Below are 25437 nucleotides of genomic sequence, written 5' to 3' on the forward strand. Positions count from 1 at the left end.
TTTACTTAACCGGCAATAAGTGCTTGTTTGGACAAGGCCACGTGCAATAAAAATGCTATCCAACCGCAAGCGCCAATAAAACCAAGCCAGCGCGCACCAGCTGTTTTTCCTTTCATAGCTAAGACACCAAAGCCAATATAAGCAATAACACCTATGACTTTATCGGTTAACCAGGGAACCTGAATTGGGTACATGCTTAACGTCACCATGATACCCACCGCACTGAGCAACAATAAGGTATCGTTAACGTGAGGGACTATCTTCAACCACTTCTTTTTTAATAAAGGTGAGTCAAGAAGCAGAAGCACAAAACGGAATAAAAAAAGGCTGATCGAAATCAGCACAAATAATACATGCAGGTGTTTAAAAGCAGCGTACACAGTAACCTCTTATTTTTAATTTAATTAAATGGTTCTCAACTCAGGCAGGAATTTTATAACAACATCAAGAAACTTAGGTGAATAATAGCGGCCCCGTTCATCTTTCAGGCGTACCGCAATATCGCTGTCACTAATGCCACTTTCCCACCAATCCAGCAACTGCTCGGTCAACAGAAGAACCTGAGTGCTTATCGCGATATCCGAGCCTTGTTTACCTTCGGGCAAACCCAGGCCGTCCCAGCGCTCCAGTCTTTCAATAAGTGCCCTGTGCGCATTTTGTGTTGCTTCATGCTCACCGTGACCCAGCGCTCGTAATGAGCGGGCAACTCGTTGCTGACACGTGGTTTCTACCGCTGCAGCCGCATCTGAAGCGCAATTAAGCAACGGCCGCGCTTGCGCAAATAAAGACCAGGCCAAAGCCGTTGTCTCAGCGTCTTCTGCCGCAACTTTTTGAGCTACAGCGTACGCCAGCCGGACTTCGCTGTTTTGCTCCAGGATGCCATTAAAGTGGCTGGCATGATGTAGCATAAGTTGATCGGCTAAACGCGCCAGAAACTGATCGGAATCTTCCAGACAGACCACGTTATCCTGTGCCAGTTGTACATTTTCAGAAAACAGCTGAAGTACATGGTGATCATCGGCCGTAAGTGCTCTGGATAAGCCGCCGATAAACAAAACAGAGCCGTGCGACCGGCAATGACTTCGGCAGTATAACAATACGAAGTCGTCACCATAATACGAACCATGGTTCGCAATAACATGCTCTAACTCGGCTAAAGCCTTTGATGGAATAACCGAACGTAAAGTCTGACCAACACAAACCCCGGAATCTTCTCCATGAGCGGCTAACACTTTATAAGATGAGCCGTCTTCATTGGAAGTAGCATACAAGGTTTGTTTGGCACCGCCGATTACCCAGCTCAACTGCTGCACTAAACCATCAACAAAACTGTTCATTGGTTGCAGAGCATAAAGATTAGCCGAAGCGGCGATGATTTTCTCAAGCCCGTGACGACTTTGATCAATGGACATGATATCGCGGTACGAACGCAGCGATGACATTACTGCAGTAAAGAGTTTCTGTGCAGTGAGTTCGGTTTTGGATTTGTAGTCGTTGATGTCGTAGTTAACGATAACCGTGCGTTCAGGTGCCTGACCCGGCTGCCCTGTCCGCAAAATAATACGAGTAAAGTGGTTGTCGGCTTCTTCCCGAATATAACGCGCTACCTGCAGTCCGGCATCATCGGTTTCCATAACAACGTCCAGCAGTAATATAGCTGCGTCAGGATGCTCGTCAATTAACCGCTTTGCTTCTTCACCAGAAAAAGCACTGTAAAACTTTAAACCACGACCTAAAAAATTAAAGTCGTTGAGTGCCAGTTTGGTTACCGCATGCACCTCTGGTTCATCATCGACAATCAGAATTTTCCAGTATTCTGTCGGTAATTTTGTGGTTTGCTGGCTGGTTTCGTCAGCAAACATAAACTGATTGCTCATTATTAGTCTCTCCCCGCCCTGGCTTTTTTCCCGCCGGTAACTCGGTCTACCCTAGCATAATCCTGCCAACGGTTAACCTTTTTATAACCACTTTTAAACAGTAGCTCTGCAACGCTATCAGCCTGTTGCCATCCCTGCTCAAGTAGTAACCAACCCTGGTCTGCTAAATGGTTGTTGGCTTCTTTTATAATAGTCTCTATATCGGCTAAACCGTTATTTTCCGCAATTAACGCCGTCTGGGGCTCAAATCTGACATCTCCCATACTCAAGTGCGGATCGCCTGCATCAATGTATGGAGGGTTCGATAAAATCAAGTCAAATTTAAGAGACTTTGGCACAGATTGAAACCAGTTGCTGCACAAAATTTCAACATTTAAGCCTAAAGCCTGACTATTCCGGCGTGCCAGTTCCACCGCATCGCCGCTTTTATCGCACGCCCAAACTTGCCAGCCGGGACGTTCCGACTTTAATGCCAAGGCGACCGCTCCCGTACCCGTGCCTAAATCCAGTACGCGGGCATTTTCAGGAAGCTCAAGACTAAGCGCCGCTTCAACCAGCGTTTCAGTATCGGGACGGGGAATTAACGTGCTGGCGTTTACTTCAAGCATCAATGACCAAAACTCGCGGCGACCAGTGATATGAGCCACGGGCTTGCCTTTCTGCCGGGCTAAAATACATTCCTCATAATGCCGTTGCTGCTCTTGTGTCAGCGGCTTTTCCGGCCAGGTCATAAGGTAAGTTTTTTCTTTATCCAGCACAAAGCAAAGTAAGGCAGAAACATCCGCAGCAGCATCTTCACTCTGCTCTAACTGCTCCCGCCCCCATTTTATGGCTTGCTGCAGCGTCATTGCTGTCCTTCAGACAGAGCCGCCAGTTGATCCGCCTGATGCTCAGTAATAATGGCATCCAGTATCAAATCGATATCGCCGGTAAGTACTTCATCTAACCGATACAGCGTCAGGTTAATGCGGTGGTCTGTTACCCGGCTTTGCGGGTAATTATAAGTGCGAATGCGCTCTGAACGATCACCACTTCCTACCAAATTACGGCGGGTACTGTCTTCTTCTGCCTGACGTTTTTCATCTTCCAGACGTTGTATTCTTGCCTGTAAAACCGACATGGCTTTAGCCCGGTTTTTATGTTGCGAACGCTCTTCCTGACATTCAACAACCACACCAGTTGGTATGTGGGTAAGACGAATAGCAGAATCGGTTCGGTTAACGTGCTGACCACCAGCACCCGAGGCGCGGTAAGTATCGACACGTAAGTCCGCCGGGTTAATTTCAACGGCCTCGGCTTCTGGAATTTCCGGTAACACGGCAACGGTACAAGCTGAAGTATGAATACGCCCTTGCGATTCAGTTTCAGGAACACGCTGCACCCGATGCCCACCAGACTCAAACTTCATGCGCCCGTAAACACCATCACCACTCATGTGAGCAATAATTTCTTTATAACCGCCGTGTTCGCCATCACTGGCACTGACAATATTGACCTTCCAGCCATTTTTTTCAGCGTAGCGGCTATACATACGGAATAAATCGCCGGCGAATATCGACGCTTCATCACCGCCAGCTCCGGCCCGAATTTCCAAATAGCATGAACGATCATCGTTCGGGTCTTTAGGCAGCAACAGAAGTTGTAGGCGGTTTTCCAGCTCTTCTTCGGCTTTTCTTGCCTCTTTTAGCTCTTCTTCCGCCATTTCGCGCATTTCAGCGTCATCATCTTCAGCCATATCTTTTGCAGCTGCCTGATCATCCTGATTCTGGCGGTACTCTTCAAAGCAACCAACCACCTCTTCTAATTGAGAGTACTCACGCGATAATGAGCGAAAACGGTTTTGATCACTGATCACATCGGGCTCACCCAATAAAGCTTGCACTTCCTGATAACGCTCAACTAACCCTTCTAGTTTGCGTTCAATGGATGGATTCAACATGTTTTTATTTGCCTTTTGATGAGTCAGAGGATGGCTCTGACCAAAGTTGTTGCAAAACGGCCAGCGTATATTGGTCGTTATTTTCGCCGGCAGATTTCAATAAGCTTGTCGGTTTATGCGTTAACTGCTGCACCAGCCTGTGACTGAATCGTTGCAGCACTTCGGCCGGGTCTTTGCCCTGCTCTATTTGCGCTAATGCTTTTTTTAACTGCTCGTCAGCTAGTGTTTTTGTGTGCGTACGGTACTCCCGCACCAGCTCTACACTATTCAGGGATTTCAGCCAGTCATTAAACTCTTTCGTTTGCTGCTGAATAATAACCTGAGCTTCACGAGCTGCCTGCTCACGGTTACGAATATTTTCGCTAATAATACTTTGAAGATCGTCAACTGTATAAAGGTAAGCGTCATCGAGTTCATTAACCTGCTCTTCAATGTCCCGCGGCACAGCCAGATCAATTAACAGCATGGGTCTGTGGCGACGCTTTTTCAGTGCTTTTTCAATGCTGCCTTTGCCCACAATAGGCAAAGTACTGGCGGTTGAACTGACGACAATATCGGCCTGCGGTAATAACTCTGATAACTCAGACAAGCTGTGAGCCGTTGCCCCGACACGTTCAGCCATTTCGCTAGCTCGTTGCAGAGTCCGGTTTGCCACCAGAATTTCGGTTACGCCTTGTTGTTTCAAATGCTGAGCAACCAGCTCGGAAGTATCACCGGCTCCAATCAGCAGCACCTTCGATTTCTGCAAATTAGCGAAAATATGACGCGCCATAGAAACCGCAGCATATGCAACCGAAACCGCGTTTTGACCTACCGCGGTTTCATTTCTAACGGTTTTTGCTACACGAAAGGTTTGCTGAAATAAGCGTTCAAGGATACCGCCCACCGAGGCCTGACGTTTTGCGGCCTGATACGCTTGCTTCACCTGCCCCAGAATTTGTGGCTCGCCAAGCACCAGTGAGTCTAAACCACTGGCAACCGACATAAGATGAGTAATGGCCTGCTCGCCCTGAAAGTGATAATGATGATTTTCCAGCGCATTTGGTGCCAATTTGTGGAAACCGGTTAACCAGCCCAGGAGCAAGTCGCCAGACACTTCACCCCGGCAATATAGCTCGGTTCGGTTACAGGTAGAGACGATGACGGCTTCTTCAACACCTTGAAGATTACGTACAGCCTGCAGCGCAGCATCAAGCTGTTCAGCACTGAACGCAACTTGCTCGCGCAAATCGACTGATGCGGTTTTATGATTAATTCCGAGAGCTGAAATGGTCATCTGACTGTGAAACTCGTTATCCCAACGCGGCCAAAATCTAAGTTGCCCGATTGTACGTGAAAGCCTTAGTCATTGAAAGTGACAGCGCTTTCTGGTCAACTAATTACATTCCGATTGCAGCAATTGAAAAATATGATTCAACGCCGACTATTCTGGGTTTACCTGGTTGTCATAACATCGTTAACCGGGTGCGCGCTGCCGACGCCATCAGAGCAAGCAAGCAGTACCGAAGTTAATCAACGTATTATTGACGCTCATCAACAAAAGCTGGAGCAGTTGCAACAGTGGTCGTTAAGTGGCCGCATGGCGGTTATTCAAAAGCAAAATAAGGAAAGGGACAGTTTTTACATTAACTGGCACTACCAGCCTCACCAACAGGTTATTCGTTTTTCTCACCCGCTAAAAGGCCAACTGGCTAAGCTGACCGTCGATGACAGCGGCGCCTTGTTAACTGACTCCGATGATCAGGAACGCTGGGCTCCTTCAGCAGACGCTTTATTATACCGTCTACTGGGTGCAGCCGTTCCCTTTGAGCAGTTACACCACTGGGTTCTGGGCAGAAAAACAAACTCACTAAAGTCTGTGAGTTATCATAAAGATGGAACCTTAGCTCAGTCGACGATATTTCACCGGGGTCAAAACTGGCAGCTCAACTGGTTCTATGATCAGGACAAAGTACAAACAGTAACCTTGCCGGAACAAATCCATCTGGAAAGTCCGGTTCTACTGATAAAGGTACAAGTGAACGAATGGCAGTAAACATCTTAACGCTCCCAGCTCCGGCGAAACTCAACCTATTTTTGCATATTATCGGGCGCCGCTCCGACGGGTACCACAATTTACAGACTGTTTTTCAGTTTCTGGACTACGCCGACACTCTGAAATTCTATACCGCCGCCGACGACAAGTTTGATTTAATTGACCACGATAGCCACATTCCCCGCGACGAGAATTTAGTCTGGAAGGCGTTAACAGCGCTAAGAAAAACATACGAAGAAAAAGGCATTACGCAACTTCCTGGCTGCTCGATTGAATTAATTAAGAGACTTCCTCAGGGTGCCGGGCTAGGTGGTGGTTCATCTAATGCGGCAACCGCACTGGTGGGGCTGAATCAGCTTTGGGGTAGCCATTTAAATAGCACTGAATTACAGGCAATAGGTCGCAAACTCGGTGCCGATGTGCCTGTGTTTATTCATGGACATGCTTGTTTTGCTGAAGGTATCGGCGATGTGTTCACTAATATAACACCGCCTACTCCGTGGTATTTAGTGGTTAAACCCAATGTTTCTATCAGTACGGCTGCGTTGTTCTCTCACCCTAAGCTAGAACGCAACTGCTCGCCGGTTACCGCGGACAACTGGCAACAGCAAAAAGTCGCGAATGTGTTTGAACCAGTGGTCTGCGATCTACACACCGAAGTTGCTATGTTACGCCGTGCCTTGCTAGAATACGCCCCGACTCGGCTCACTGGCAGTGGAGCATGTCTTTTTTCAACATTCGAAACAAGACAAGCCGCAAAGGAAGCGCAACAGCAGGTTCCCAAAGAACTTTGCTCATTTATCGCTCAAGGCCAGAACCGTTCACCACTTATCCAGACATTAACCCAATAAAAGTCGAGGTATGTTGTGCCTGACATGAAACTTTTCGCCGGCAACGCCACTCCTGAGCTAGCCCAGAAAATCGCCGATCGCCTTTATATCAAACTTGGTGAAGCTTCCGTTGGTCGCTTTAGTGACGGCGAAATTAGCGTCGCCATCAATGAAAACGTCCGCGGTTCCGACGTCTTTATTCTTCAATCTACGTGCGCCCCAACCAATGACAATTTAATGGAACTCATTGTTATGGTGGACGCCTTACGTCGTGCGTCTGCTGGTCGTATTACTGCAGTGATGCCTTATTTTGGTTACGCTCGTCAGGATCGCCGGGTTCGTTCAGCTCGTGTTCCTATTACTGCTAAAGTTGTTGCCGATTTCTTATCCAGTGTGGGTGTTGACCGTGTACTGACTGTCGACTTACACGCAGAGCAAATTCAGGGCTTCTTCGATGTGCCTGTCGATAACGTTTTCGGAACCCCGGTTTTATTAGAGCACATGCGTCAGCAAAACTTCGACCATCCGGTTGTGGTCTCTCCTGATATTGGTGGTGTTGTGCGTGCCCGTGCTTTTGCCAAGCTAATGGACGACACCGATTTAGCCATCATTGATAAGCGCCGTCCGTCAGCCAACGTATCGCAGGTTATGCACATAATTGGTGATGTTAAAGGCCGTGACTGCATTATTGTCGATGACATGATTGATACTGGCGGAACGCTTTGCAAAGCCGCAGAAGCACTGAAATCTCACGGTGCAAAGCGTGTGTTTGCTTACGCTACTCACCCGGTGTTTTCCGGTAATGCGGTGCAGAACATTAAAGACTCTGAAATTGACGAATTTATCGTTACCGACAGTGTTCCGTTGAGCGATGCCATGAAAGCCACTGGTAAAGTTACTCAGTTAACCTTGTCCGGTATGCTTTCAGAAGCACTGCGTCGAGTCAGTAATGAAGAATCTATTTCAGCAATGTTCGATTACTGATTGTTGTAATTATTCCTGCCCAGTGCTAGTATTGCGCGCCCTTAGAAACCGGCCTCGTTGTCGGTTTCTAAGTTTCTGGGTCAGCTCTTGGTCGCGAGTGCTGACAAATAAAAACTTTAAACATTGAGAGGCCAAATCATGGCTGAATTAGATTTTAACATCCAAGCTACCGTCCGCACGGACAAAGGGAAAGGTGCGAGCCGCCGCCTGCGTCATGAGGACAAAGTACCAGCGATTTTATACGGTGGTCAGGGCGAGCCAATCGCATTAGCGTTAGACCACAATAAAGTGAATAACATGGCCGACTACGAAGCCTTCTATTCACACATTGTGACGCTGGAATTTGATGGTAAGAAACATCAGGCAATCCTAAAAGACATGCAGCGTCACCCGTACAAGCCTAAATTGACTCACCTGGATTTCCAGCGTGTAGAAAAAGGCCACAAACTTCACACTAACTTACCTCTGCATTTCTTAAACGAAACAACTGCGAAGGGCGTTAAAGAAGAAGGCGGTGTTGTTGTTCACCACGTAAACGACGTGGAAATTACTGTATTACCGAAAGACTTACCAGAATACCTGGAAGTTGATATTGCTGAACTCAGCGTAGGTGACACCATTCACCTGACTGACTTAAAACTGCCAAAAGGCGTTGAGTTAGTTGAACTGACTAAAGGTGAAGACCACGACCAGGCGGTTGTGTCTATTACTGCTCCTCGCGTCGAGAAAGAAGAGACCGAAGAAGATACAGTAGCACCCGGCGACGTTCCTGCTGAAAACAGCAAAGACGCTGACGAAGAATAAGTCAGTCTCCTGTTATGGGAACTGAAGTAAAACTGCTTGTGGGCCTGGGAAATCCGGGCCCCGAGTATGAACGAACTCGCCACAACGCTGGTTTCTGGTTAGTCGATGACTTTTGCAGACGCCACGCGATTACGCTCTCCCCTGATACAAAAAGCAAAGCTCTGATTGGACGCTGGCAACAAGGCGCTCATGACCTGCGCATTGTATTACCACAAAATTTTATGAACCGTAGTGGCTTCTCTGTTGCGGCTCTGGCTAACTTTTATAAAATACCGGCTAACGAAATTTTAGTGGCTTACGATGAGCTCGATTTACCACCCGGCGTTGCTAAGTTTAAGAAAGGTGGAGGTGCCGGCGGGCATAACGGAATTAAAGACATTATTGCCCAGACAGGCAGCCAGGACTTTATGCGGTTACGCATTGGTATTGGCCACCCGGGCGATAAAACGAAGGTAACTGGCTTTGTCTTAGGCAAAGCTTCAGCAAATGAACAGCGGCTTATTGATGACTGTATCGATGAAGCCAGCCGCAGTATCGACACATTAATGGCGGAAGGCTGGGGAACTGCGTTGCAGCGCCTGCATAGCTACCGCCCTGAACAGAAAGGCTAAACTCTCATGGGATTTCGATGTGGTATCGTTGGTTTACCTAACGTAGGTAAATCCACTCTCTTCAACGCACTGACCAAAGCAGGCATTGAAGCTGCAAACTTTCCATTTTGTACCATCGAACCAAACACTGGCGTTGTGCCTGTTCCTGACCCTCGCCTTGATAAACTAGCCGCTATTGTTAACCCGGAACGAGTCATTCCAACAACCATGGAGTTTGTGGATATCGCCGGGTTAGTTAAAGGTGCTTCAAAAGGCGAAGGCTTAGGTAACCAGTTTTTAGCAAACATTCGTGAAACTGACGCTATTGGCCATGTTGTTCGCTGTTTTGAAGACGACAACATAGTGCATGTCAGCGGTGGTATCGACCCTGCCGATGACATTGACACCATTAACACCGAGCTGGCATTAGCCGATTTAGACTCGGTTGATAAGTCTCTATACCGTTTAAGTAAAAAAGCGAAAGGTGGAGATTCACAAGCTAAAGCCGAAATCGCCGTGCTGGAAAAGCTGAAACCGGCACTGGACGAAGGCCAAATGGCTCGTTCTGTTGAGCTAAGCAAAGATGAGCGTGCCACTATTCGTTCATACAACTTGCTAACTTTAAAGCCGACTATGTACATTGCTAATGTCAACGAAGACGGCTTTGAAAATAACCCTCATCTTGACAAAGTTCGTGAAATTGCCGCAACCGAGAATGCGGTAGTCGTTCCGGTATGTGCCGCTATTGAATCAGAAATTGCCGAGCTGGACGAAGCCGATAAAGAAGAGTTCTTAAGCGAACTGGGTCAGGACGAACCGGGGCTTAACCGCGTTATTCGTGGCGGCTATGAACTACTAAACCTGCACACTTACTTCACCGCCGGCGTAAAGGAAGTTCGCGCCTGGACAGTTAAAGTGGGTTCAACTGCACCGCAGGCAGCCGGACGCATTCATACTGACTTTGAAAAAGGCTTTATTCGTGCCGAGATTGTTGGTTATGACGACTATATAGCTAACAACGGTGAACAAGGCGCAAAAGATGCCGGGAAATGGCGTCTCGAAGGGAAAGAGTACATTGTGAAAGACGGCGATGTCATTCACTTCCGCTTTAACGTCTGATCACTGACGCCTGGCTGCCGCCAGGCTCTACCGACTTCACAGGGTTCCCGACCAATACGGCATGCCGCCATAACGCCTGAACAATTAGTGGTTGTAAATGCGAATCCTTATCATTAATATACTCACTCAAAATCATACGCCCACTACGCTATGCCGAGAGAGTACCCATGTCTGTAATCAAAGTTCCTGGCCCAAGTATCCTGACACTTGGCTGTGTCGCTGCGCTTCTTCCGCTGTCAGCCTTCTCCCAGAGTAACAACGCCAGCAGCGTGTCAGAAGAAATCATCGTCACTGCCACACGCTCGGAAAAACCATTGAGCCAGATCCCCAATACGGTCACTGTGATCGGAGAACAGGATTTGACTCAGCAGATTGGCGTCAACAACGATCTCTCGACCATTCTCGGCAATCTGATTCCCAGCTTTTCCCCCAGCCGCCAGAAAATGACCAGCGCTGGTGAGAGCCTGCGCGGACGTGATCCGCTTTACATGGTTGACGNNGAGCCACTTTTTCCTCATTACTCTTCAACAATATCGCCATGCATTGGCGCCAGCACGCCCAATAACTGATTCTGCGCTGAAACCGGCACATCCTCTTTTTCCATTGCAGCAATCAAGTGTTCGACTAAAGCGTTAAAATCCGCATTGTCGACTCCCATATTACGATGGGAAGTTTTCATATCCTCGCCACTGTAATCACAAGGACCGCCACTTAAGTCACACACTTGTTCACTAATGAGTTTGTGCACACGCATAATATCAACACCATCAAAATGATGCGCAATACGCTCATCACCACCCACCCGATAGAGCATTTCTTCGACGATAGTCTCTATGCCCTGCTGCTCACCCAGTTGCTGATACAGACTCTGAGCAAAGCTAAGCGGCGAAAACAACAAGACCGCCATTAACAAAACGGTTTTCATAGTCTCTCCTTAAAAGGCTGCCTGAACCGATAAATACCAACCCGTTTGATCATCCAGGCCGGCAATCGAGCCCAGATCGGTGTAGGCACCAACGACCGATACATGTTTATTCGGGAAATAAGCAACAAAAAGATCTTTCCAGTCCTGCTCTTGAGCAAAACTTAAGTTGTCCGGTTTCTGTCGGTACTCAACGCCTACAGCCCAATAACGATTAATAAACGCAGCTACGGAAGCTTCAGCCAGCCACTCGCGTCCATCTTCTTTATCGCCGCCAAAGCCCAGTAAGCCCAATTGATTAGCTTTACTTGAACGCAAAGTCAGATTAGCAACCCAGGTACGGTGGAAAGGCCCGTCTAGCCAGGCTTTTGCCGCACTGACATACCAGTCGGTGCCACTGTCATCCTGAGAGCCTACCGCCGCTGGCAACTCATAATCGTTGTTCTTCTTATGTTGTAAACCCAGGCTTATTTGCGGTAGGCCACCATAAATTAAGTCTCCTGCCAAACGTACTTTTGCACCAACAATGCTTTGGCTCAATTCGCCGCCAATAGTGGAGAGATCAAAGGTTTGTTCAGCATACGAAAGCTCAATACGGTTGTTCCAGCTCAAACTGGCGCCCTGAACACTTAAGCGGAAATCATCAACTGAAACTTCACTTAAGTTAACCGTCGCGCCAAATTGGCCTTCACCGGCATAACTGCTTAACGTAGCCCAGGGCACTATGCCTCCGCCGCCAGAGCCTTCAAGACTACTGGTACCACCGGTCGCTAGTAATCGGGCTCCCTGATCCGCTGCTGCAGGCGGGGTTAAAGCTAGAGCACAGGTCAGCAAAAAACCGCCACCATATAAACACTTGTTCATCATTCGTTATCATCCATTGGTTTCATGGTTATTTAAGTAATCTATAAAGCCTGAAATTGGTAAGGGTTTGCTAAAGAAATAGCCTTGCAACTCATCGCAATGCATCGACTGCAACACTCTCCAGCTATCCTCATTTTCCACACCTTCTGCAACGACACGAAGACCTAACTCGTGAGCTAAGTGTATGGTTGAACGAACAATAGATTTGTCCTTAGACTCCTCGCTCAAATGCTGCACAAAGGCCCGGTCTACTTTCAATTCCTCTACTGGTAAACGGCGCAATTGTGCCAATGAGGAGTGACCGGTACCGTAGTCATCAATTGATATTGAAAACCCAAGACGCTTCAATGTTTCCAGCCGGGCAATGGCTTTTTCCGGGTCTTTCATTACCGCACTTTCTGTAATTTCCAGTACCAGTAATTTTGGCAACTCAGGAAAATCAATAATGAGTTGTTCAAACAGCAAGGGTAAGGCGTCGCTCAATAAGTCGACGGTTGACAAATTGATGCTCAATTTTAAAGTTCGCCCCTGCTCATGCCAGCTCTGAAGCAGTTTGGCCGACTCTCTGCACACCCAGTTGGTCAACTCTGTAATGGCTCCGGATTGCTCTGCTAACGGAATAAATTCATCCGGTCCGACAAATCCGAGCTTATCACTTTGCCATCTCAACAATACCTCAGCCCCCACCAATGAACCCGTCTGGCAATTAATTTTAGGTTGCAGTACAAGATGTAGCTCCTTATCCGCTACTGCGTCTTTAAGGGACTCGATAATTTGCAGGCGCCGCATGTATTGTTCGTCCAACCCACTTTTATATTCAACATAAAAGCTCTTCTGGAGTTTGGACTGCTGAACACTGACTTGCGCGCGACGAATAAGTAAGTCGACCTCGTTGCCATGCCCAGGAAAATAAACAACACCGATATTAAAGGCCAGCCGATAATCACTGTCGCCGACTTTAAAAGGCGTATCAAGAAAAGAGTGAAGCTCTTTAATTTTGTTGTCGAGATCGAATTCGGACTTATCAGAAGCGTATAAAACAGCAAATTCGTCGCCACCGATGCGAGCCAATAATTCAGCGTTGCCACAACACCACTTCAGCCGGGCAGATAACTGACGCAGGATGTCATCACCGATTTCCTGCCCCACACTGTCGTTGAGAACTCTGAATTGATGAATATTCAACAATAACAGGCATCCGGAGCTGGTATTGCCATCTAAACGGTACTGTAACTGCTCACGGAAAAACGAACGATTCGGTAAATCGGTTAAATGGTCATGAGATGCCTGATAAGAAATTCTTTTTTCACGTTCGGAAATAGCCTTGCGCATGCTGCCAAAGGTATTCGCCAGCTCTCCGAACTCATCGTCGTTCAGCGACAACTCGGATTCGCTGTAGTCGCCTTGCTGTAATTTCCTAGCCGCTCCCGATAACTGCTGTAACGGACGGGAAACCCCTCGGGCTATAATCGCCGCTAAAAGCATAGCTATAACCAGAGCGACAATTGCAATTAAAGCAATTTGCCAATGCAGCCGTGTGAACTCGGCGGCCGCCGTTTCAAGTGACGTTGTCAATGCCACATGAACGGCGTCATCGGAACCGGCATCAAGCACCACTTCACTCCCCGCCAGTTCCTGGCTTAACAGCCAGTTATCAAGAGTATGACCGTCTTTGTTCAGGGCTTTTGCAAACGAGGACACTTGTCGGGCCTCCAAACTGGAAGCAATGACTTTTCCCGAGTTCTCCAGCCACAGGGTGATATCGGCATTAGCCAGGTTTTTTAACTCTTCTGCTAACCCCGAATCCACTTCAAAACCTAAGGTTGCCCAGGCAATAAGATTTGGAGCATTAACCGGTACTGTAACCAGTTGAAACAGTTCTCCTTCGACAACCGCCAGTTCACTGTTCGAGCCTGCCCCACTATGTCTAATACGTAGCTTATCAAAAGCATGAGATGATGCTATTTCTTCGCCCTCGGGAGTTTGCAGCACCATCAACTCAGCTTCAATACGCTCACCGTAATTGACCAAAGCTGACACTATGGTTTCCCGATCTTTTGAAGCCACCGCGCGTTTAAACCCAAAATCGTCGGTAAGAACTTCTGCCGCTTGCAACAACTGAGCGCTACGGCTATCCAGAAGCTCCCGGAAGACTCTTTCACTAACACTAAGCTCACGTTCAATGGAGCGGCCTAACTGATTCTCTGTAGCGACCCAAACTGCAGCTAACGCAACCAACAAAGCGCCAGCTACAAGCCCTGCAAGGATGAGAACTAAACGGGTTCTGAACCGTGTTATCATCAATTCCCTCTACGATTAAAGCGCTGTTCCAGCCGCGACGGCTCTTTATCTTTCTGCACCGGCGGTGATACTTGCACCTGCGCGGTTAGCTTCCCTGAATCTGAGGCTAATTGCACGCTCTGTGCTTTAGACAATTCGTCCCCCATCCAATAATGCCAAACCTTGATTTCAGCGGGCGGTTCTCTTTCTTCCAGATTAAGCTCCGCAATACCTTGTTCATTCGTTACAGCAACATCATATTCGTCACTTACCAACACATAGGCAACCATCTGGTCGTGAATATTGCACCCGAGAGTCACTATGCCAGCTTTATCAAAATTAACACTTGGCTTTTCTTTATCGGAATAAAGTTTTAACTCAAAATTCTTAGCCTCAGAAAAAGAGTAAACATGGTGTCGAATGTTATCACTGTTAGGAAAAACAACGTCAGTGCCAGGCTCTACTGCGCTAACCGTGGGCGTAAACTGCTTGTCCACCTGATCAACTACCGCCGACTGCCCAGGCACTTTGACAGACGGCTTTTCCCTCTCAATTAATAGTGCAGCATTTGCCAACGGCTGACCATCTGCGGCCACAACCTCAACCGTTACGGTATCTGCAACTACGTTTTGAACCACAGATGCCATGAAAAAAACACCAACAAAAAATCGCTTCACACAGGATCCTCCACAAAATCACCATTGGGCGCACATCAGTCAACCGTAACCGAAAAAACGAAATTGCGCTATGATTGGAGTACGTATTAATGATCCACTATGGTTCATTATTGGTATTTGAAATACTCAGTGGCGACATACTAATTTCGATACGAAGCTTTTACTCTTAAGCTTATGACAGGAGGGATATTCATGAGTCAGGATTATCGCACAGAGAAAGACAGTATGGGCGAGGTCAAAGTCCTCTCAAAAGCACTTTATGCTGCACAAACTCAACGCGCCGTTGATAACTTTTCCATCAGCGGGTTAACCTTACCCACTCAGTTAATACAAGCCATCGCAATGGTTAAAGCGAGTGCGGCCGGAGCAAACGCTAAAATCGGTCAGTTAGAAAAGGAACAGGCTGGCGCCATTATTAAAGCGGCTAAAGAAATCATTAACGGTCAACACTTAGAGCACTTCCCTATCGATGTATTTCAAACCGGTTCAGGCACCAGTTCCAATATGAATGTGAACGAGGTTATTGCCAATTTAGCTAAACAAAACGGTGTTGAAATTCACCCCAATGACCATGTAAACCAAAGCCAGTCAAGCAACGATGTTATACCTACCGCCATTCAGGTAGCGAGTGTGCTGGCTGTAGAAAAACAGTTAGAACCGGCTTTAAAAGGTCTTATTGACACCATTCGCAAGAAAGCCATTGAGCTACGCAATGTGGTAAAAACCGGCAGAACCCATTTAATGGATGCCATGCCAATGACCATGGCGCAAGAACTTGAAGCCTGGGCGGGTCAGTTGGACATTACCGCTGAACAACTTCCACAGTTATTGCAGCGCAGCCGAGTTCTTCCTCAGGGCGGTACAGCAATAGGTACCGGAATAAATGCCCCTAAAGAATTCGCAGCTGAGTTTGCCGAACAGTTGACTCAGCTTAGCGGCAGTGACTTTAAACACTCCGCGAACCCTTTTACGGGTATTGCCGGACAGGAAATCAATTTACAACTCTCGGCACAACTGAATACGCTGGCGACTACCTTACTCAAAGTCAGTAACGACTTACGCTGGATGAACAGTGGACCACTGGCGGGCTTAGGCGAAATTCAGCTAACCGCATTACAACCCGGAAGCAGTATTATGCCGGGTAAAGTGAACCCGGTTATTCCGGAAGCTGTAGCTATGGTTGCCGCTCAGGTAAATGGTAATCACACCACAATTACAACCGCAGCTCAGCAAGGCAACTTCCAGCTAAACGTTATGCTGCCGGTTATTGGCTACAACTTACTACAGTCCATTAATATACTCAGTAACAGTTGTGAAGCTCTGGCAAGCAAAGCTATTGCCGACTTCGAGGTTAATGAAGAGCGACTGCAACAAGCTTTAGCGAAAAACCCTATTCTGGTAACGGCTCTTAATCCGGTCATTGGCTACAATAAGGCCGCTGAAATTGCCAAAGTAGCTTATAAAGATGGCAGAGCCATTATCGATGTTGCTGATGAGATGACCGACTTAGGTCGTGACCGGCTGGAGCACTTGCTGGACCCGAAAAAATTAACTGAAGGTGGCGTTAGCGAATAGCGCCTCTGGTATTTGGAGTACAAAATGAGTCAACAACAAGTTTTAATTACCGGTGCAAACCGCGGCATTGGCTACGAGTTTGCGCGCCAGTACGCTGACAAAGGCTATAAAGTTATTGCGGTTTGCCGTAACAACTCAAAGCAACTGACTGAGTTAGATGTCGATATTATTGAAGGCATTGATGTTACAAAAGCGTCAGATCTTCTTCGTCTTACGGAAAGCATCGGTGATAAAAAAATTGATGTTTTAATTAATAACGCTGGACTGCTTCATAAAGACGAACTGGGTGAACTAGACGCCGGCAATATCCGTGCTCAATTTGAGGTCAATGCGTTAGCCCCGCTACGAGTCACTGAAGCTCTGCTTAAAAACTTGACGGGCGGCAGCAAGGTGGCATTGATTACCAGTCGTATGGGTTCCATTGGCGATAATGGTTCCGGTAGTCGTTATGGTTACCGAATGTCAAAAGCCGCATTAAATGCAGCGGGCAAATCTCTGGCGCTGGACCTAAAAGATAAAGGTATTTCCGTTGTTCTGCTGCATCCGGGCTTTGTACAAACCGAGATGGTTAACCACGCCGGAGATATTCCACCGGAAACCGCAGCTGAACGTTTAATGCAACGCATTGAAGAATTGAATTTAGATACCACCGGACAGTTTTTTCATAGCAACGGAGAAAGCCTGCCCTGGTGATTTGCTGCCTTTTTAAGCAAATAACTGCTTTTTTGCTCAAACGCGCCCGTTAATATCGTTTTTTCTCAAAAATAGGTTGACGGGCTGCGGAGCGATTTGCATAATACGCGCCGCACTCACAGAGAGCGGTAAGTAAAAAGGTATGGCTACGTAGCTCAGCTGGTTAGAGCACAGCACTCATAATGCTGGGGTCGCAAGTTCGAATCTCGCCGTAGCCACCAACCTTTAACTGATAATGATGCGGACGTGGTGGAATTGGTAGACACGCTGGATTTAGGTTCCAGTGCCTCACGGCGTGAGAGTTCAAGTCTCTCCGTCCGCACCAACTCTCAGAGCCAGCTAAAATTGGGGCATAGCCAAGCGGTAAGGCAGCGGGTTTTGATCCCGCGATTCCCAGGTTCGATCCCTGGTGCCCCAGCCATTAGTTGTTTCCAAAAGTGATTGCCATCTTAGTAGGATGGGGCATAGCCAAGCGGTAAGGCAGCGGGTTTTGATCCCGCGATTCCCAGGTTCGATCCCTGGTGCCCCAGCCATACTAACTACTGTTGCGGTGGTGGCGGAATTGGTAGACGCGCTAGCTTCAGGTGCTAGTGTCCGTAAGGACGTGGGGGTTCAAGTCCCCCCCTCCGCACCACTTTATTCGAGTATAATCTTGCTCAAGTAAAAGTGGAAAAACAGAAAGGCCACCTTAAGGTGGTTTTTTTGTGCCTGTTATTCGCCCACAGCCTGCTTTAACAAGCAACGCTTAACCCACGGAAAAGCAGCTACTTTCAAGGATGCTGCGGTTGCAAACTGCATAACTGGATTACGACTGCGCCAACCAAACTGTATGGCATCCATCATTCTCATCATTTTCGCATTTTCGCCTTGCCGGGTCTTTTCGTATTTATCCAAAGCTACGCTTGGAGTATTTTCCTGTAGTACCTCAACCAGACAGCGAACATCGGCAAACCCCAGATTAACGCCCTGCCCGGCCATAGGGTGAATACTGTGAGCAGCATCGCCTAATAAAACAATAGAGCCTTCTTTAACGTAGTGTGCAGCATGTTTTCTCTGCAGCGCAAAACTAGCGCTTTTAAGTACCCGGAAATTACCGATATGGGGAGAAAAGGTCTCTCGCAAATAGTCTTCAAGACCCGCCTTGTCTCTCTGCAGGGAGTTGATGTTGTCACGTAAGCCGTAGTCTATAAGGCAAGCTTGTTGCTCGGTCAATGGCAGTAGAGCATAAGGCCCCTGCGGGCGAAAAACTTCCCAGGTTTCAGGTTCTATCGGCTTTTCCAGACTGACATTAGCTAATAAGCAACGTTGCTCGTAGTCCCAGCCCCGATAATGAAAACCAGCAAGCTGCGCCACTATAGAATTGGCTCCGTCACAGCCCAACAACAGATCATAACTGAGCGTATCGCCCTGACTTAAAACCACTGTTTTTGTCCCGGCATTGAGTTTATCGAGCGTTTCGCCTTCTCGTAAATCAACGTTCTTAAGAGAGCGCAGTTTTGTCCATAGCGCAAGCTGCAAAGCATTATTTTCGACCATAACGCCAAGTTTGGATAAGCCCGCTTCATTCGCCTGAAAGCTCAGGTTATGGCCACTTTGCGATGTTACGCTCAGTTTCTGATAATCGAAAACCCGCTGCTGACGCACACAAACGCCAATGCCTAACTCTAGCAACCATTCCCAATTGCTGTTATTCACAGACGATATGCGTAAATCCCAATCAGGGTCTGTACCGCTGTCTTTTCCCGGAGGAAAAGGTTCAAGTAAGGTCACATTTGCACCGTGCTGCGCTAATGCCAGCGCTGCCGACGCACCAACCATTCCGCCGCCATTTATTAATACTGATAGCTGTTTCATGTACCGCGCGCTCTCTCCTCACATTCCCGCTAACCCTTATAAATAACACATCTCGTGGTGAATTTCCGTTATCATAGTCAATAAGACGATGTTCAGAGTGTTTTTTATGCAGACCAGGGAAAGTTCACAAAAAGCGGTCATTATTGCTTCTTTGCTTATTTTAAGTGCCGAAGCCAGTTTTGCAGGCGTCAGTGCGCTGGTTAAATACATCAGTCAGGATCAACCTTTCGAGCAATTGGTCTTTTTTCGTAACCTGATGGCCTTTCTCGTTCTTCTTCCCTGGTTATGGCGAAAAGGTCTTGGCAACTTAAAAACAGAACGCCTGAAACTGCACCTTATTCGTGGTGCTGCGGGCATTGCCGCTATGTACTTGTTTTTCTACGCTATTGCGACAATTCCGCTGGCGCAGGCTACTCTGGTTCTGTTGCTGTCCCCCTTTTTAATTCCAGTTATTGGCTGGCTTTGGCTACACGACTATGTGGCTAAACAAACCTGGCTGGCTATTGGGCTGGGTTTTATTGGTGTCTTTATTTTTCTCGACCCTATGAACAGCGAGCTTTCACCTGTCATCGGGTTAGCCTTTTTAGCCGCCGCATTCGCAGCCTTCACCAAAACCGTCATTCGCCGCATGTCAGACACCGAATCGACAAGTAAAATTGTATTTTATTTTTCTACTCTGGCCACCATTGCTTCAGGGCTTCCGCTGCTGTGGTTGTGGCAACCTATTCCAACTCAGCACTGGCTTGGAGTTGTTGTTATGGGCTTGCTGGCAGTTTATGGGCAATTGGCTATGACCAAAGCTTTTTCCATCGCCCCACCGGCAAAGGTTGGAGTGTTTACTTACAGCTCAGTTTTGTTCGCCGCTTTACTCGGCTACTGGTTATTTGGAGAGGAACTTGCCTGGCACATGCTGTGGGGCGCGTTAATCATTGTTGTTGCAGGCTATTTTGCCATACGAACACGGCGCAAAAGTTAATCATTTCAAACTTGGCAATCTGCTCCAATACGCGATAAAATAAGCGCCTTATACGAAATCCATCAACCATCGAGTGGTCATGAGTAAGAAGTTATATATCAAAACCTGGGGTTGCCAGATGAACGAGTACGATTCCACCAAAATGGCGGAATTGCTCCACTCAACCCACGGCTACGATGTTGCCGAAGAAGCCGAAGATGCCGATCTCATTCTTTTGAACACCTGTTCCATCCGCGAAAAAGCGCAGGAAAAGGTTTTTCACCAGTTAGGTCGCTGGAAAAACCTGAAAAAGAACAATCCGAATTTATTGATTGGTGTTGGTGGCTGCGTTGCTTCTCAGGAAGGCAATGAAATACGCGCCCGCGCGCCTTTTGTCGATATTATCTTTGGCCCTCAAACCTTGCACCGCTTACCGGAAATGGTTAATCAGGTCAGCGAGACTCATGCGCCTATGGTTGACGTCTCTTTTCCTGAAATTGAAAAGTTTGACCGTCTAGCCGAGCCTAAAGCAGACGGTGCCAGTGCTTTTGTCTCTATTATGGAAGGCTGCAGCAAATATTGCTCATTCTGTGTTGTGCCTTACACTCGTGGTGAAGAAGTCAGTCGCCCGGTTGATGATGTCATTTATGAAATTGCACAACTAGCGGAACAAGGCGTCCGTGAAGTAAACCTGTTAGGACAAAACGTTAACGCCTATCGCGGTGAGCATTACGACGGCGAAGTGTGCCGCTTTGCTGAATTGCTGCACCTGGTTGCGGCAATTGATGGTATTGATCGGATTCGCTATACCACATCGCATCCGGTTGAATTTACAGACGACATTACCGAAGCCTATAAAACCATTCCGGAGCTGGTCAGCCATTTACACTTACCAGTACAAAGTGGTTCAGACCGTATATTGACCATGATGAAGCGTGGTCACACGGCGTTGGAATACAAATCGAAAATTCGCGCCTTGAAAAAAGCGCGCCCTGATATCGCCATGTCATCAGATTTTATCATCGGTTTCCCCGGCGAAAGCGATGCCGATTTTGAAGCAACCATGGATCTTATCCAGAGCATTGACTTCGACATGAGCTTCAGCTTTATTTATAGTGCTCGCCCGGGAACGCCAGCGGCTGATTTACCTGACGACATTAGTGAAGAAACCAAGAAAAAGCGGCTGCAGCTATTACAGCAACGTTTGAACCAACAGTCTATGGCGCACGCTCGTCGTATGCTGGAGACGGAGCAACGCATATTGGTTACCGGACCATCGAAAAAGAACCCGATGGAGCTTACCGGACGCACTGAAAACAATCGGGTTGTAAATTTTGTTGGTCAACCCCATATGATTGGACAGTTCGTTGATGTACGTATTACCGAAGTTCTTCCTAACTCGCTACGCGGTGAGTTAATTCGGGAAGAAGCCGATATGGGGCTTCGTGTAGATACGGCACCAGAAATTATTTTGCAAAGAGGAAAATCGAGCGAGCCTGATGAATTAGGCGTTGTTCGAATGCCTCGACAAGCCAGTTAAGTAAAGAGGAAACGATTGAGTCCACAAACACAGACACTTGATTTTGAGCTAGAGCCGACGGATTCACGTCGGCTTTCCAATCTCTGCGGCCCTTTAGACGAGAATCTGAAGCATATAGAGCGTCGCCTCGGCGTAGAAATAACACACCGCGGTCATCAGTTTCAGTTGATAGGTCACGCAGCCAGCGTTGCAGCCGTGCACAAATTATTACTCGATCTCTACATTGAGACGGCAACCGTAAAAGGCAAAGAAGGCCAGGTTGAACCCGAACAAGTTCACCTGGCCATTCAGCAGGCCAAAGTTCTTGAGCAAAGCGACGATCAAGGCGACCCTGCCGCTGAAAAAATGACTCACATTAAAACCAAACGCGGCTTAATTAAGCCTCGCAATCATAATCAGGCGGGTTATGTTCGTGCCATTCTGGCTCATGACGTTAATTTTGGTATTGGACCTGCCGGTACCGGAAAAACTTATCTGGCAGTAGCTTGTGCAGTAGATGCTTTGGAACGTCAGGAAGTGCGCCGTATTCTCTTAACTCGTCCGGCGGTAGAGGCGGGTGAAAAGCTGGGTTTCTTACCGGGAGACTTAGCTCAGAAAGTAGACCCTTACTTGCGCCCTCTTTATGACGCTTTATTTGAAATGCTCGGCTTTGAAAAAGTTGAAAAGCTGATTGAGCGTAACGTCATTGAGGTGGCTCCGTTAGCATACATGCGTGGTCGAACGCTGAATGATGCCTTCATTATTTTAGATGAAAGCCAGAATACCACTTGTGAACAAATGAAGATGTTTCTGACCCGTATTGGTTTTAATTCACGAGCGGTCATTACCGGCGACATCACTCAGGTGGATTTACCCCGCGGTCAACGCTCAGGGTTAAGGCACGCCATTGAGGTACTAAATAAAGTAACAGACATTAGCTTTACCTTCTTTCAAGCTGGCGATGTCGTGCGTCACCCCGTAGTGCAGCGCATCGTTCAAGCCTACGAGGAATTCGATAAAAGCTAATGGCTGATTTAACACTAGACTATCAACTGGCTGACGGTATTACCAAAGCTCCAGAGGAAAACGCTGTCCACAGTTGGGTCGCAGCCACTCTGGATTATCTGCAAGAAAATGATAAAGCGGTTGAGCTAACGGTGCGCATTGCTGCATTAGAAGAAGCTCAGCAGTTGAATAATGAGTTCCGTAATAAAGATTACGCCACCAATGTTTTGTCTTTCCCCTTCAATAGCCCGGTCGAATTACCCGTCACTTTGTTAGGTGATTTGGTTATCTGTCAGAGCGTCGTTGAACGTGAAGCTGAAGAGCAACAAAAGTCAGCCATCGACCACTGGACGCATATGGTGATACACGGTACTCTCCACCTATTAGGTTACGATCATATTGAAGACGACGAAGCCGAAGAAATGGAACAAATTGAACGTAACATCTTAGCGAGTCTGGGAATATCAGACCCGTATCAAACCGCAGACAACATGGAGCTTAACACTCAATGAGCGACGACAACCCCCACTCAGCCAACGGCTCATCGGGAAAATCCTGGGCAGCGAGACTGCTGCAAGTATTCGCTGGTGAGCCGAAAAGCAGAGAAGAACTCGTCGATTTGATTCAGGACGCCGAAGACCGCGACCTGATAGACAACGATACCAGAGAGATGATTGAGGGCGTTCTCGATGTCGCTGAGCTTAAAGTCCGCGACATTATGATTCCACGCTCACAAATGGTCACCATTGATATCCATCAAGGTGTAGACGAATTCCTGCCTATCGTTATCGATTCTCAACACAGTCGTTACCCGGTTGTTACTGACAACAAAGATCACGTTGAAGGCATTCTGTTAGCAAAAGACTTGCTCAGCTACGGCTTTAACATGACCGACGAAGCCTTTTCGCTGGACAAAGTCATGCGCCCCGCGGTTATCGTTCCGGAGAGTAAACGCGTTGATGTGTTACTAAAAGAGTTTCGTTCCAACCGTTACCATATGGCTATTGTTGTCGATGAGTATGGCGGCGTATCTGGCCTGGTAACTATTGAAGATATTCTGGAAGAAATAGTTGGCGAAATTGAAGACGAAACCGATGCTCATGGTAACGATGAGAAAAACAATATTCGTCGCCTTAGCCCAAGCCGCTATTCAATAAAAGCTTTAACTACCATTGAAGACTTTAACCAATACTTTGACACCAACTTCAGTGATGAAGAACACGACACTGTTGGTGGCCTTGTTGCGCACGGCTTTGGCCATTTACCACAGGCAGGTGAAGAAGTTAAACTCGGTAACATGACTTTCCGGGTCACTAACGCAGATAAAAGACGTATTCAACAACTGCAAGTCAGTCTGGACTCTGATACCGATACCTCGCCGGAGTCTGCACAGTAATGATAACACCCTCAGGAAGCGTTACACGCTCTTTACTGTTAGTGATTTGCGGCGCTCTCCTGACGCTGTCTTATTCACCTTTTCACTGGCATTGGCTGCCGTTTATCATTCTGCCTATAGTGGTAAGACTGATATGGCCCCTCGCCCCTAAACGGGCATTCAGGGCTGGCTTTGTCTTTGGCATGGGCTGGTTCGGTGCCGGTTTAAGCTGGATTTACGTTAGCATCGATCAGTATGGTGGTGTTCCGGTTCCGGTTACGCTGCTTCTATTAGTACTACTCTTTGCTTATTTAGCACTGTTTCCTGCAATTGCATTTTGGTGTTGGCAGAAGCTCTCTCATCGTAAATTTGCCTGGCGCTTCAGCCTGCCTTTCTTTTGGCTTATTGCTGAGCTACTCAGAGGCTGGCTATTCACGGGCTTCCCCTGGCTAAGTCTCGGCTACAGCCAAACTGATGGTATTTTCGGTGGGTTGGCTCCGGTTATTGGTGAAACCGGTATTACGGTGGCTCTTTGGTTTACTGCCATTACTTTGGTTCTGGCGCTAAGATTCAAAAAGCCGGCGTCGCTTTTAATTCCACTTGTTTTTCTCACTTGCGCTGTCGTATTTCCTAAAATACAACCCACAGAGAGAAAAACAGAATCTATGTCGGTATTGCTGGTACAGGGCAACATCCAACAGTCATTAAAATGGCAGGCTGAACAGCAATGGCCGAATATTCTGCGCTACCTTGATTTAACCCGTCCCAAGTTTAACCACGATCTGGTTATTTGGCCTGAATCCGCTATAACGGCACTTGAGCCCTACGCGAGTGATGTCCTCAATACAGTAGAACAGTCTGCGAGCATGAACGGCTCAGCCTTAATTACCGGTATTATTGACTACGACAGATTAAACGACGATTTTTACAACTCGGTTATAGTGCTGGACGAAGAAAGCTACAGTTACGGCAATGCTAACCGCTACCAAAAACATCAACTGCTGCCCATAGGGGAATTTGTTCCCTTTGAAGACCTTTTACGCCCGCTGGCTCCGTTATTTAACCTCCCAATGTCGTCATTTAGCCGCGGGGGATACCAACAACCTAACCTTAAAGCTAACGGTAGTAACCTGGCCATGGCAATATGCTATGAAATAGCTTTTGCAGGGCAAGTTCGTAGCAATACCTACGACGATACCGACTATCTGGTGACCATTAGCAATGACACTTGGTTTGGTGATTCACACGGCCCCTGGCAACACATGCAAATAGCGCGGATGCGTGCAATGGAGCTTGGCAAACCCTTATTGCGGGCAACGAATAATGGTGTCACAGCTGCCGTTGACGAACATGGCCAATATATAGAGCTGGCTCCGCAGTTTACCGCAACAGCATTATCTGCCGATGTTTATCCGGTTAGTGGTTCAACGTTATTTAATAAAATTGGTAACTGGGGAGCTATAATTCTGGCTCTGTTTGGCTTGTTACCTGTAATCGCTACAAAACGTACTAAGAAACACGCTCAGACATAGTCATCGGG

Annotated in this window: 25 protein-coding genes and 5 tRNA genes; 19 read left to right on the plus strand and 11 right to left on the minus strand. The window is 47.5% G+C overall.

Features of this window, described 5'->3' with window-relative positions; genetic code table 11:
* Window positions 1–5: 5 nt before the first annotated feature.
* From B2U97_RS01690 to hemA, 5 genes are read right to left on the minus strand one after another with little or no spacing between them, the layout of a single operon-like run.
* A complete protein-coding gene (locus tag B2U97_RS01690; RefSeq protein ID WP_273025291.1) occupies window positions 6–380 on the minus strand; it encodes a SirB2 family protein in 375 nt (124 codons plus the stop codon).
* Window positions 381–404: 24 nt separating this feature from the next.
* Complete coding sequence (locus tag B2U97_RS01695; RefSeq protein ID WP_273025290.1) at window positions 405–1877, minus strand: DUF3369 domain-containing protein; 1473 nt, start codon at window positions 1875–1877, stop codon at window positions 405–407.
* A gap of 2 nt (window positions 1878–1879) precedes the next feature.
* A complete protein-coding gene (gene prmC / locus B2U97_RS01700) occupies window positions 1880–2725 on the minus strand; it encodes a peptide chain release factor N(5)-glutamine methyltransferase (RefSeq protein WP_011234175.1) in 846 nt (281 codons plus the stop codon).
* Window positions 2722–3816: a peptide chain release factor 1 gene (prfA, locus tag B2U97_RS01705; RefSeq protein ID WP_011234176.1), complete on the minus strand. Its 1095-nt coding sequence runs from the start codon at window positions 3814–3816 to the stop codon at window positions 2722–2724. Before prfA ends, prmC begins: the two co-directional genes overlap by 4 nt.
* A gap of 4 nt (window positions 3817–3820) precedes the next feature.
* Complete coding sequence (gene hemA / locus B2U97_RS01710) at window positions 3821–5092, minus strand: glutamyl-tRNA reductase (RefSeq protein WP_011234177.1); 1272 nt, start codon at window positions 5090–5092, stop codon at window positions 3821–3823.
* Window positions 5093–5224: 132 nt separating this feature from the next.
* On the opposite strand from hemA, the gene lolB reads away from it, so the two are divergent.
* From lolB to ychF, 6 genes are all read left to right on the plus strand, one after another.
* Window positions 5225–5851: a lipoprotein insertase outer membrane protein LolB gene (gene lolB / locus B2U97_RS01715; RefSeq protein ID WP_011234178.1), complete on the plus strand. Its 627-nt coding sequence runs from the start codon at window positions 5225–5227 to the stop codon at window positions 5849–5851.
* Window positions 5842–6702 carry a 4-(cytidine 5'-diphospho)-2-C-methyl-D-erythritol kinase gene (gene ispE / locus B2U97_RS01720; RefSeq protein ID WP_011234179.1) on the plus strand — a complete coding sequence of 287 codons (861 nt, stop codon included), beginning with the start codon at window positions 5842–5844 and terminating at the stop codon, window positions 6700–6702. Before lolB ends, ispE begins: the two co-directional genes overlap by 10 nt.
* Before the next feature lie 15 nt (window positions 6703–6717).
* Window positions 6718–7665: a ribose-phosphate pyrophosphokinase gene (locus tag B2U97_RS01725; RefSeq protein WP_016341307.1), complete on the plus strand. Its 948-nt coding sequence runs from the start codon at window positions 6718–6720 to the stop codon at window positions 7663–7665.
* A 138-nt stretch (window positions 7666–7803) separates the two neighbouring features.
* Entirely contained in the window at window positions 7804–8469 is a 666-nt protein-coding gene (locus tag B2U97_RS01730; RefSeq protein WP_011234181.1) for a 50S ribosomal protein L25/general stress protein Ctc, read from the plus strand.
* A gap of 14 nt (window positions 8470–8483) precedes the next feature.
* On the plus strand, window positions 8484–9080 hold the full coding sequence (gene pth, locus B2U97_RS01735; RefSeq protein WP_011234182.1) for an aminoacyl-tRNA hydrolase: 597 nt from the start codon (window positions 8484–8486) through the stop codon (window positions 9078–9080).
* Window positions 9081–9086: 6 nt separating this feature from the next.
* Window positions 9087–10178 (plus strand): redox-regulated ATPase YchF, encoded by a 1092-nt coding sequence (gene ychF / locus B2U97_RS01740; RefSeq protein WP_011234183.1) that lies wholly within the window; start codon window positions 9087–9089, stop codon window positions 10176–10178.
* Here ychF and B2U97_RS01745 read toward each other — a convergent pair.
* From B2U97_RS01745 to B2U97_RS01765, 5 genes are all read right to left on the minus strand, one after another.
* Window positions 10168–10308 carry a hypothetical protein gene (locus B2U97_RS01745; RefSeq protein WP_286830209.1) on the minus strand — a complete coding sequence of 47 codons (141 nt, stop codon included), beginning with the start codon at window positions 10306–10308 and terminating at the stop codon, window positions 10168–10170. The two genes, ychF and B2U97_RS01745, sit on opposite strands and share 11 nt — an antisense overlap.
* Before the next feature lie 387 nt (window positions 10309–10695).
* The gene (locus B2U97_RS01750) at window positions 10696–11103 is read right to left on the minus strand and encodes a group I truncated hemoglobin (protein ID WP_011234184.1); all 408 of its coding nucleotides are present in this window, start codon (window positions 11101–11103) and stop codon (window positions 10696–10698) included.
* 9 nt (window positions 11104–11112) lie between these two features.
* The gene (locus tag B2U97_RS01755) at window positions 11113–11967 is read right to left on the minus strand and encodes a DUF3034 family protein (RefSeq protein WP_011234185.1); all 855 of its coding nucleotides are present in this window, start codon (window positions 11965–11967) and stop codon (window positions 11113–11115) included.
* A gap of 6 nt (window positions 11968–11973) precedes the next feature.
* The gene (locus tag B2U97_RS01760; protein ID WP_011234186.1) at window positions 11974–14265 is read right to left on the minus strand and encodes a bifunctional diguanylate cyclase/phosphodiesterase; all 2292 of its coding nucleotides are present in this window, start codon (window positions 14263–14265) and stop codon (window positions 11974–11976) included.
* The gene (locus B2U97_RS01765; RefSeq protein ID WP_011234187.1) at window positions 14265–14891 is read right to left on the minus strand and encodes a methylamine utilization protein; all 627 of its coding nucleotides are present in this window, start codon (window positions 14889–14891) and stop codon (window positions 14265–14267) included. Before B2U97_RS01765 ends, B2U97_RS01760 begins: the two co-directional genes overlap by 1 nt.
* 222 nt (window positions 14892–15113) lie before the next feature.
* Here B2U97_RS01765 and B2U97_RS01770 point away from each other — a divergent pair, with 222 nt between their 5' ends.
* The 7 genes from B2U97_RS01770 (at window position 15114) to B2U97_RS01800 (ending at window position 17823) form a co-directional block, all read left to right on the plus strand.
* Window positions 15114–16496: a class II fumarate hydratase gene (locus tag B2U97_RS01770; RefSeq protein ID WP_011234188.1), complete on the plus strand. Its 1383-nt coding sequence runs from the start codon at window positions 15114–15116 to the stop codon at window positions 16494–16496.
* Window positions 16497–16520: 24 nt separating this feature from the next.
* Window positions 16521–17189 (plus strand): SDR family oxidoreductase, encoded by a 669-nt coding sequence (locus B2U97_RS01775; RefSeq protein ID WP_011234189.1) that lies wholly within the window; start codon window positions 16521–16523, stop codon window positions 17187–17189.
* Between the two features lie 144 nt (window positions 17190–17333).
* A tRNA-Met gene (locus B2U97_RS01780) sits at window positions 17334–17410 on the plus strand.
* Between the two features lie 19 nt (window positions 17411–17429).
* Window positions 17430–17514, plus strand: a tRNA-Leu gene (locus B2U97_RS01785).
* 21 nt (window positions 17515–17535) lie between these two features.
* Window positions 17536–17610: transfer RNA gene (locus tag B2U97_RS01790), tRNA-Gln, on the plus strand.
* Between the two features lie 37 nt (window positions 17611–17647).
* Window positions 17648–17722, plus strand: a tRNA-Gln gene (locus tag B2U97_RS01795).
* A 14-nt stretch (window positions 17723–17736) separates the two neighbouring features.
* A tRNA-Leu gene (locus B2U97_RS01800) sits at window positions 17737–17823 on the plus strand.
* Window positions 17824–17900: 77 nt separating this feature from the next.
* On the opposite strand, the gene B2U97_RS01805 is transcribed toward B2U97_RS01800, so the two are convergent.
* Complete coding sequence (locus B2U97_RS01805) at window positions 17901–19043, minus strand: FAD-dependent oxidoreductase (protein WP_114981533.1); 1143 nt, start codon at window positions 19041–19043, stop codon at window positions 17901–17903.
* Between the two features lie 106 nt (window positions 19044–19149).
* Here B2U97_RS01805 and B2U97_RS01810 point away from each other — a divergent pair, with 106 nt between their 5' ends.
* The 6 genes from B2U97_RS01810 to lnt all read left to right on the plus strand — a co-directional run bounded on the left by B2U97_RS01810 (window position 19150) and on the right by lnt (window position 25429).
* Window positions 19150–20019 carry a DMT family transporter gene (locus tag B2U97_RS01810; protein ID WP_011234191.1) on the plus strand — a complete coding sequence of 290 codons (870 nt, stop codon included), beginning with the start codon at window positions 19150–19152 and terminating at the stop codon, window positions 20017–20019.
* Between the two features lie 79 nt (window positions 20020–20098).
* Window positions 20099–21538 carry a tRNA (N6-isopentenyl adenosine(37)-C2)-methylthiotransferase MiaB gene (miaB, locus tag B2U97_RS01815; RefSeq protein ID WP_011234192.1) on the plus strand — a complete coding sequence of 480 codons (1440 nt, stop codon included), beginning with the start codon at window positions 20099–20101 and terminating at the stop codon, window positions 21536–21538.
* A 15-nt stretch (window positions 21539–21553) separates the two neighbouring features.
* Window positions 21554–22543: a PhoH family protein gene (locus B2U97_RS01820; RefSeq protein WP_153848991.1), complete on the plus strand. Its 990-nt coding sequence runs from the start codon at window positions 21554–21556 to the stop codon at window positions 22541–22543.
* The gene (gene ybeY, locus B2U97_RS01825; RefSeq protein WP_011234194.1) at window positions 22543–23034 is read left to right on the plus strand and encodes an rRNA maturation RNase YbeY; all 492 of its coding nucleotides are present in this window, start codon (window positions 22543–22545) and stop codon (window positions 23032–23034) included. Before B2U97_RS01820 ends, ybeY begins: the two co-directional genes overlap by 1 nt.
* The gene (gene corC, locus B2U97_RS01830; RefSeq protein ID WP_011234195.1) at window positions 23031–23918 is read left to right on the plus strand and encodes a CNNM family magnesium/cobalt transport protein CorC; all 888 of its coding nucleotides are present in this window, start codon (window positions 23031–23033) and stop codon (window positions 23916–23918) included. Before ybeY ends, corC begins: the two co-directional genes overlap by 4 nt.
* Window positions 23918–25429 carry an apolipoprotein N-acyltransferase gene (lnt, locus tag B2U97_RS01835; RefSeq protein ID WP_114981535.1) on the plus strand — a complete coding sequence of 504 codons (1512 nt, stop codon included), beginning with the start codon at window positions 23918–23920 and terminating at the stop codon, window positions 25427–25429. The genes corC and lnt overlap by 1 nt, the downstream gene beginning before the upstream one ends.
* Window positions 25430–25437: the final 8 nt, after the last annotated feature.

It is taken from the genome of Idiomarina sp. UBA3176, assembly GCF_002364295.1.
GTDB lineage: Bacteria > Pseudomonadota > Gammaproteobacteria > Enterobacterales > Alteromonadaceae > Idiomarina > Idiomarina loihiensis.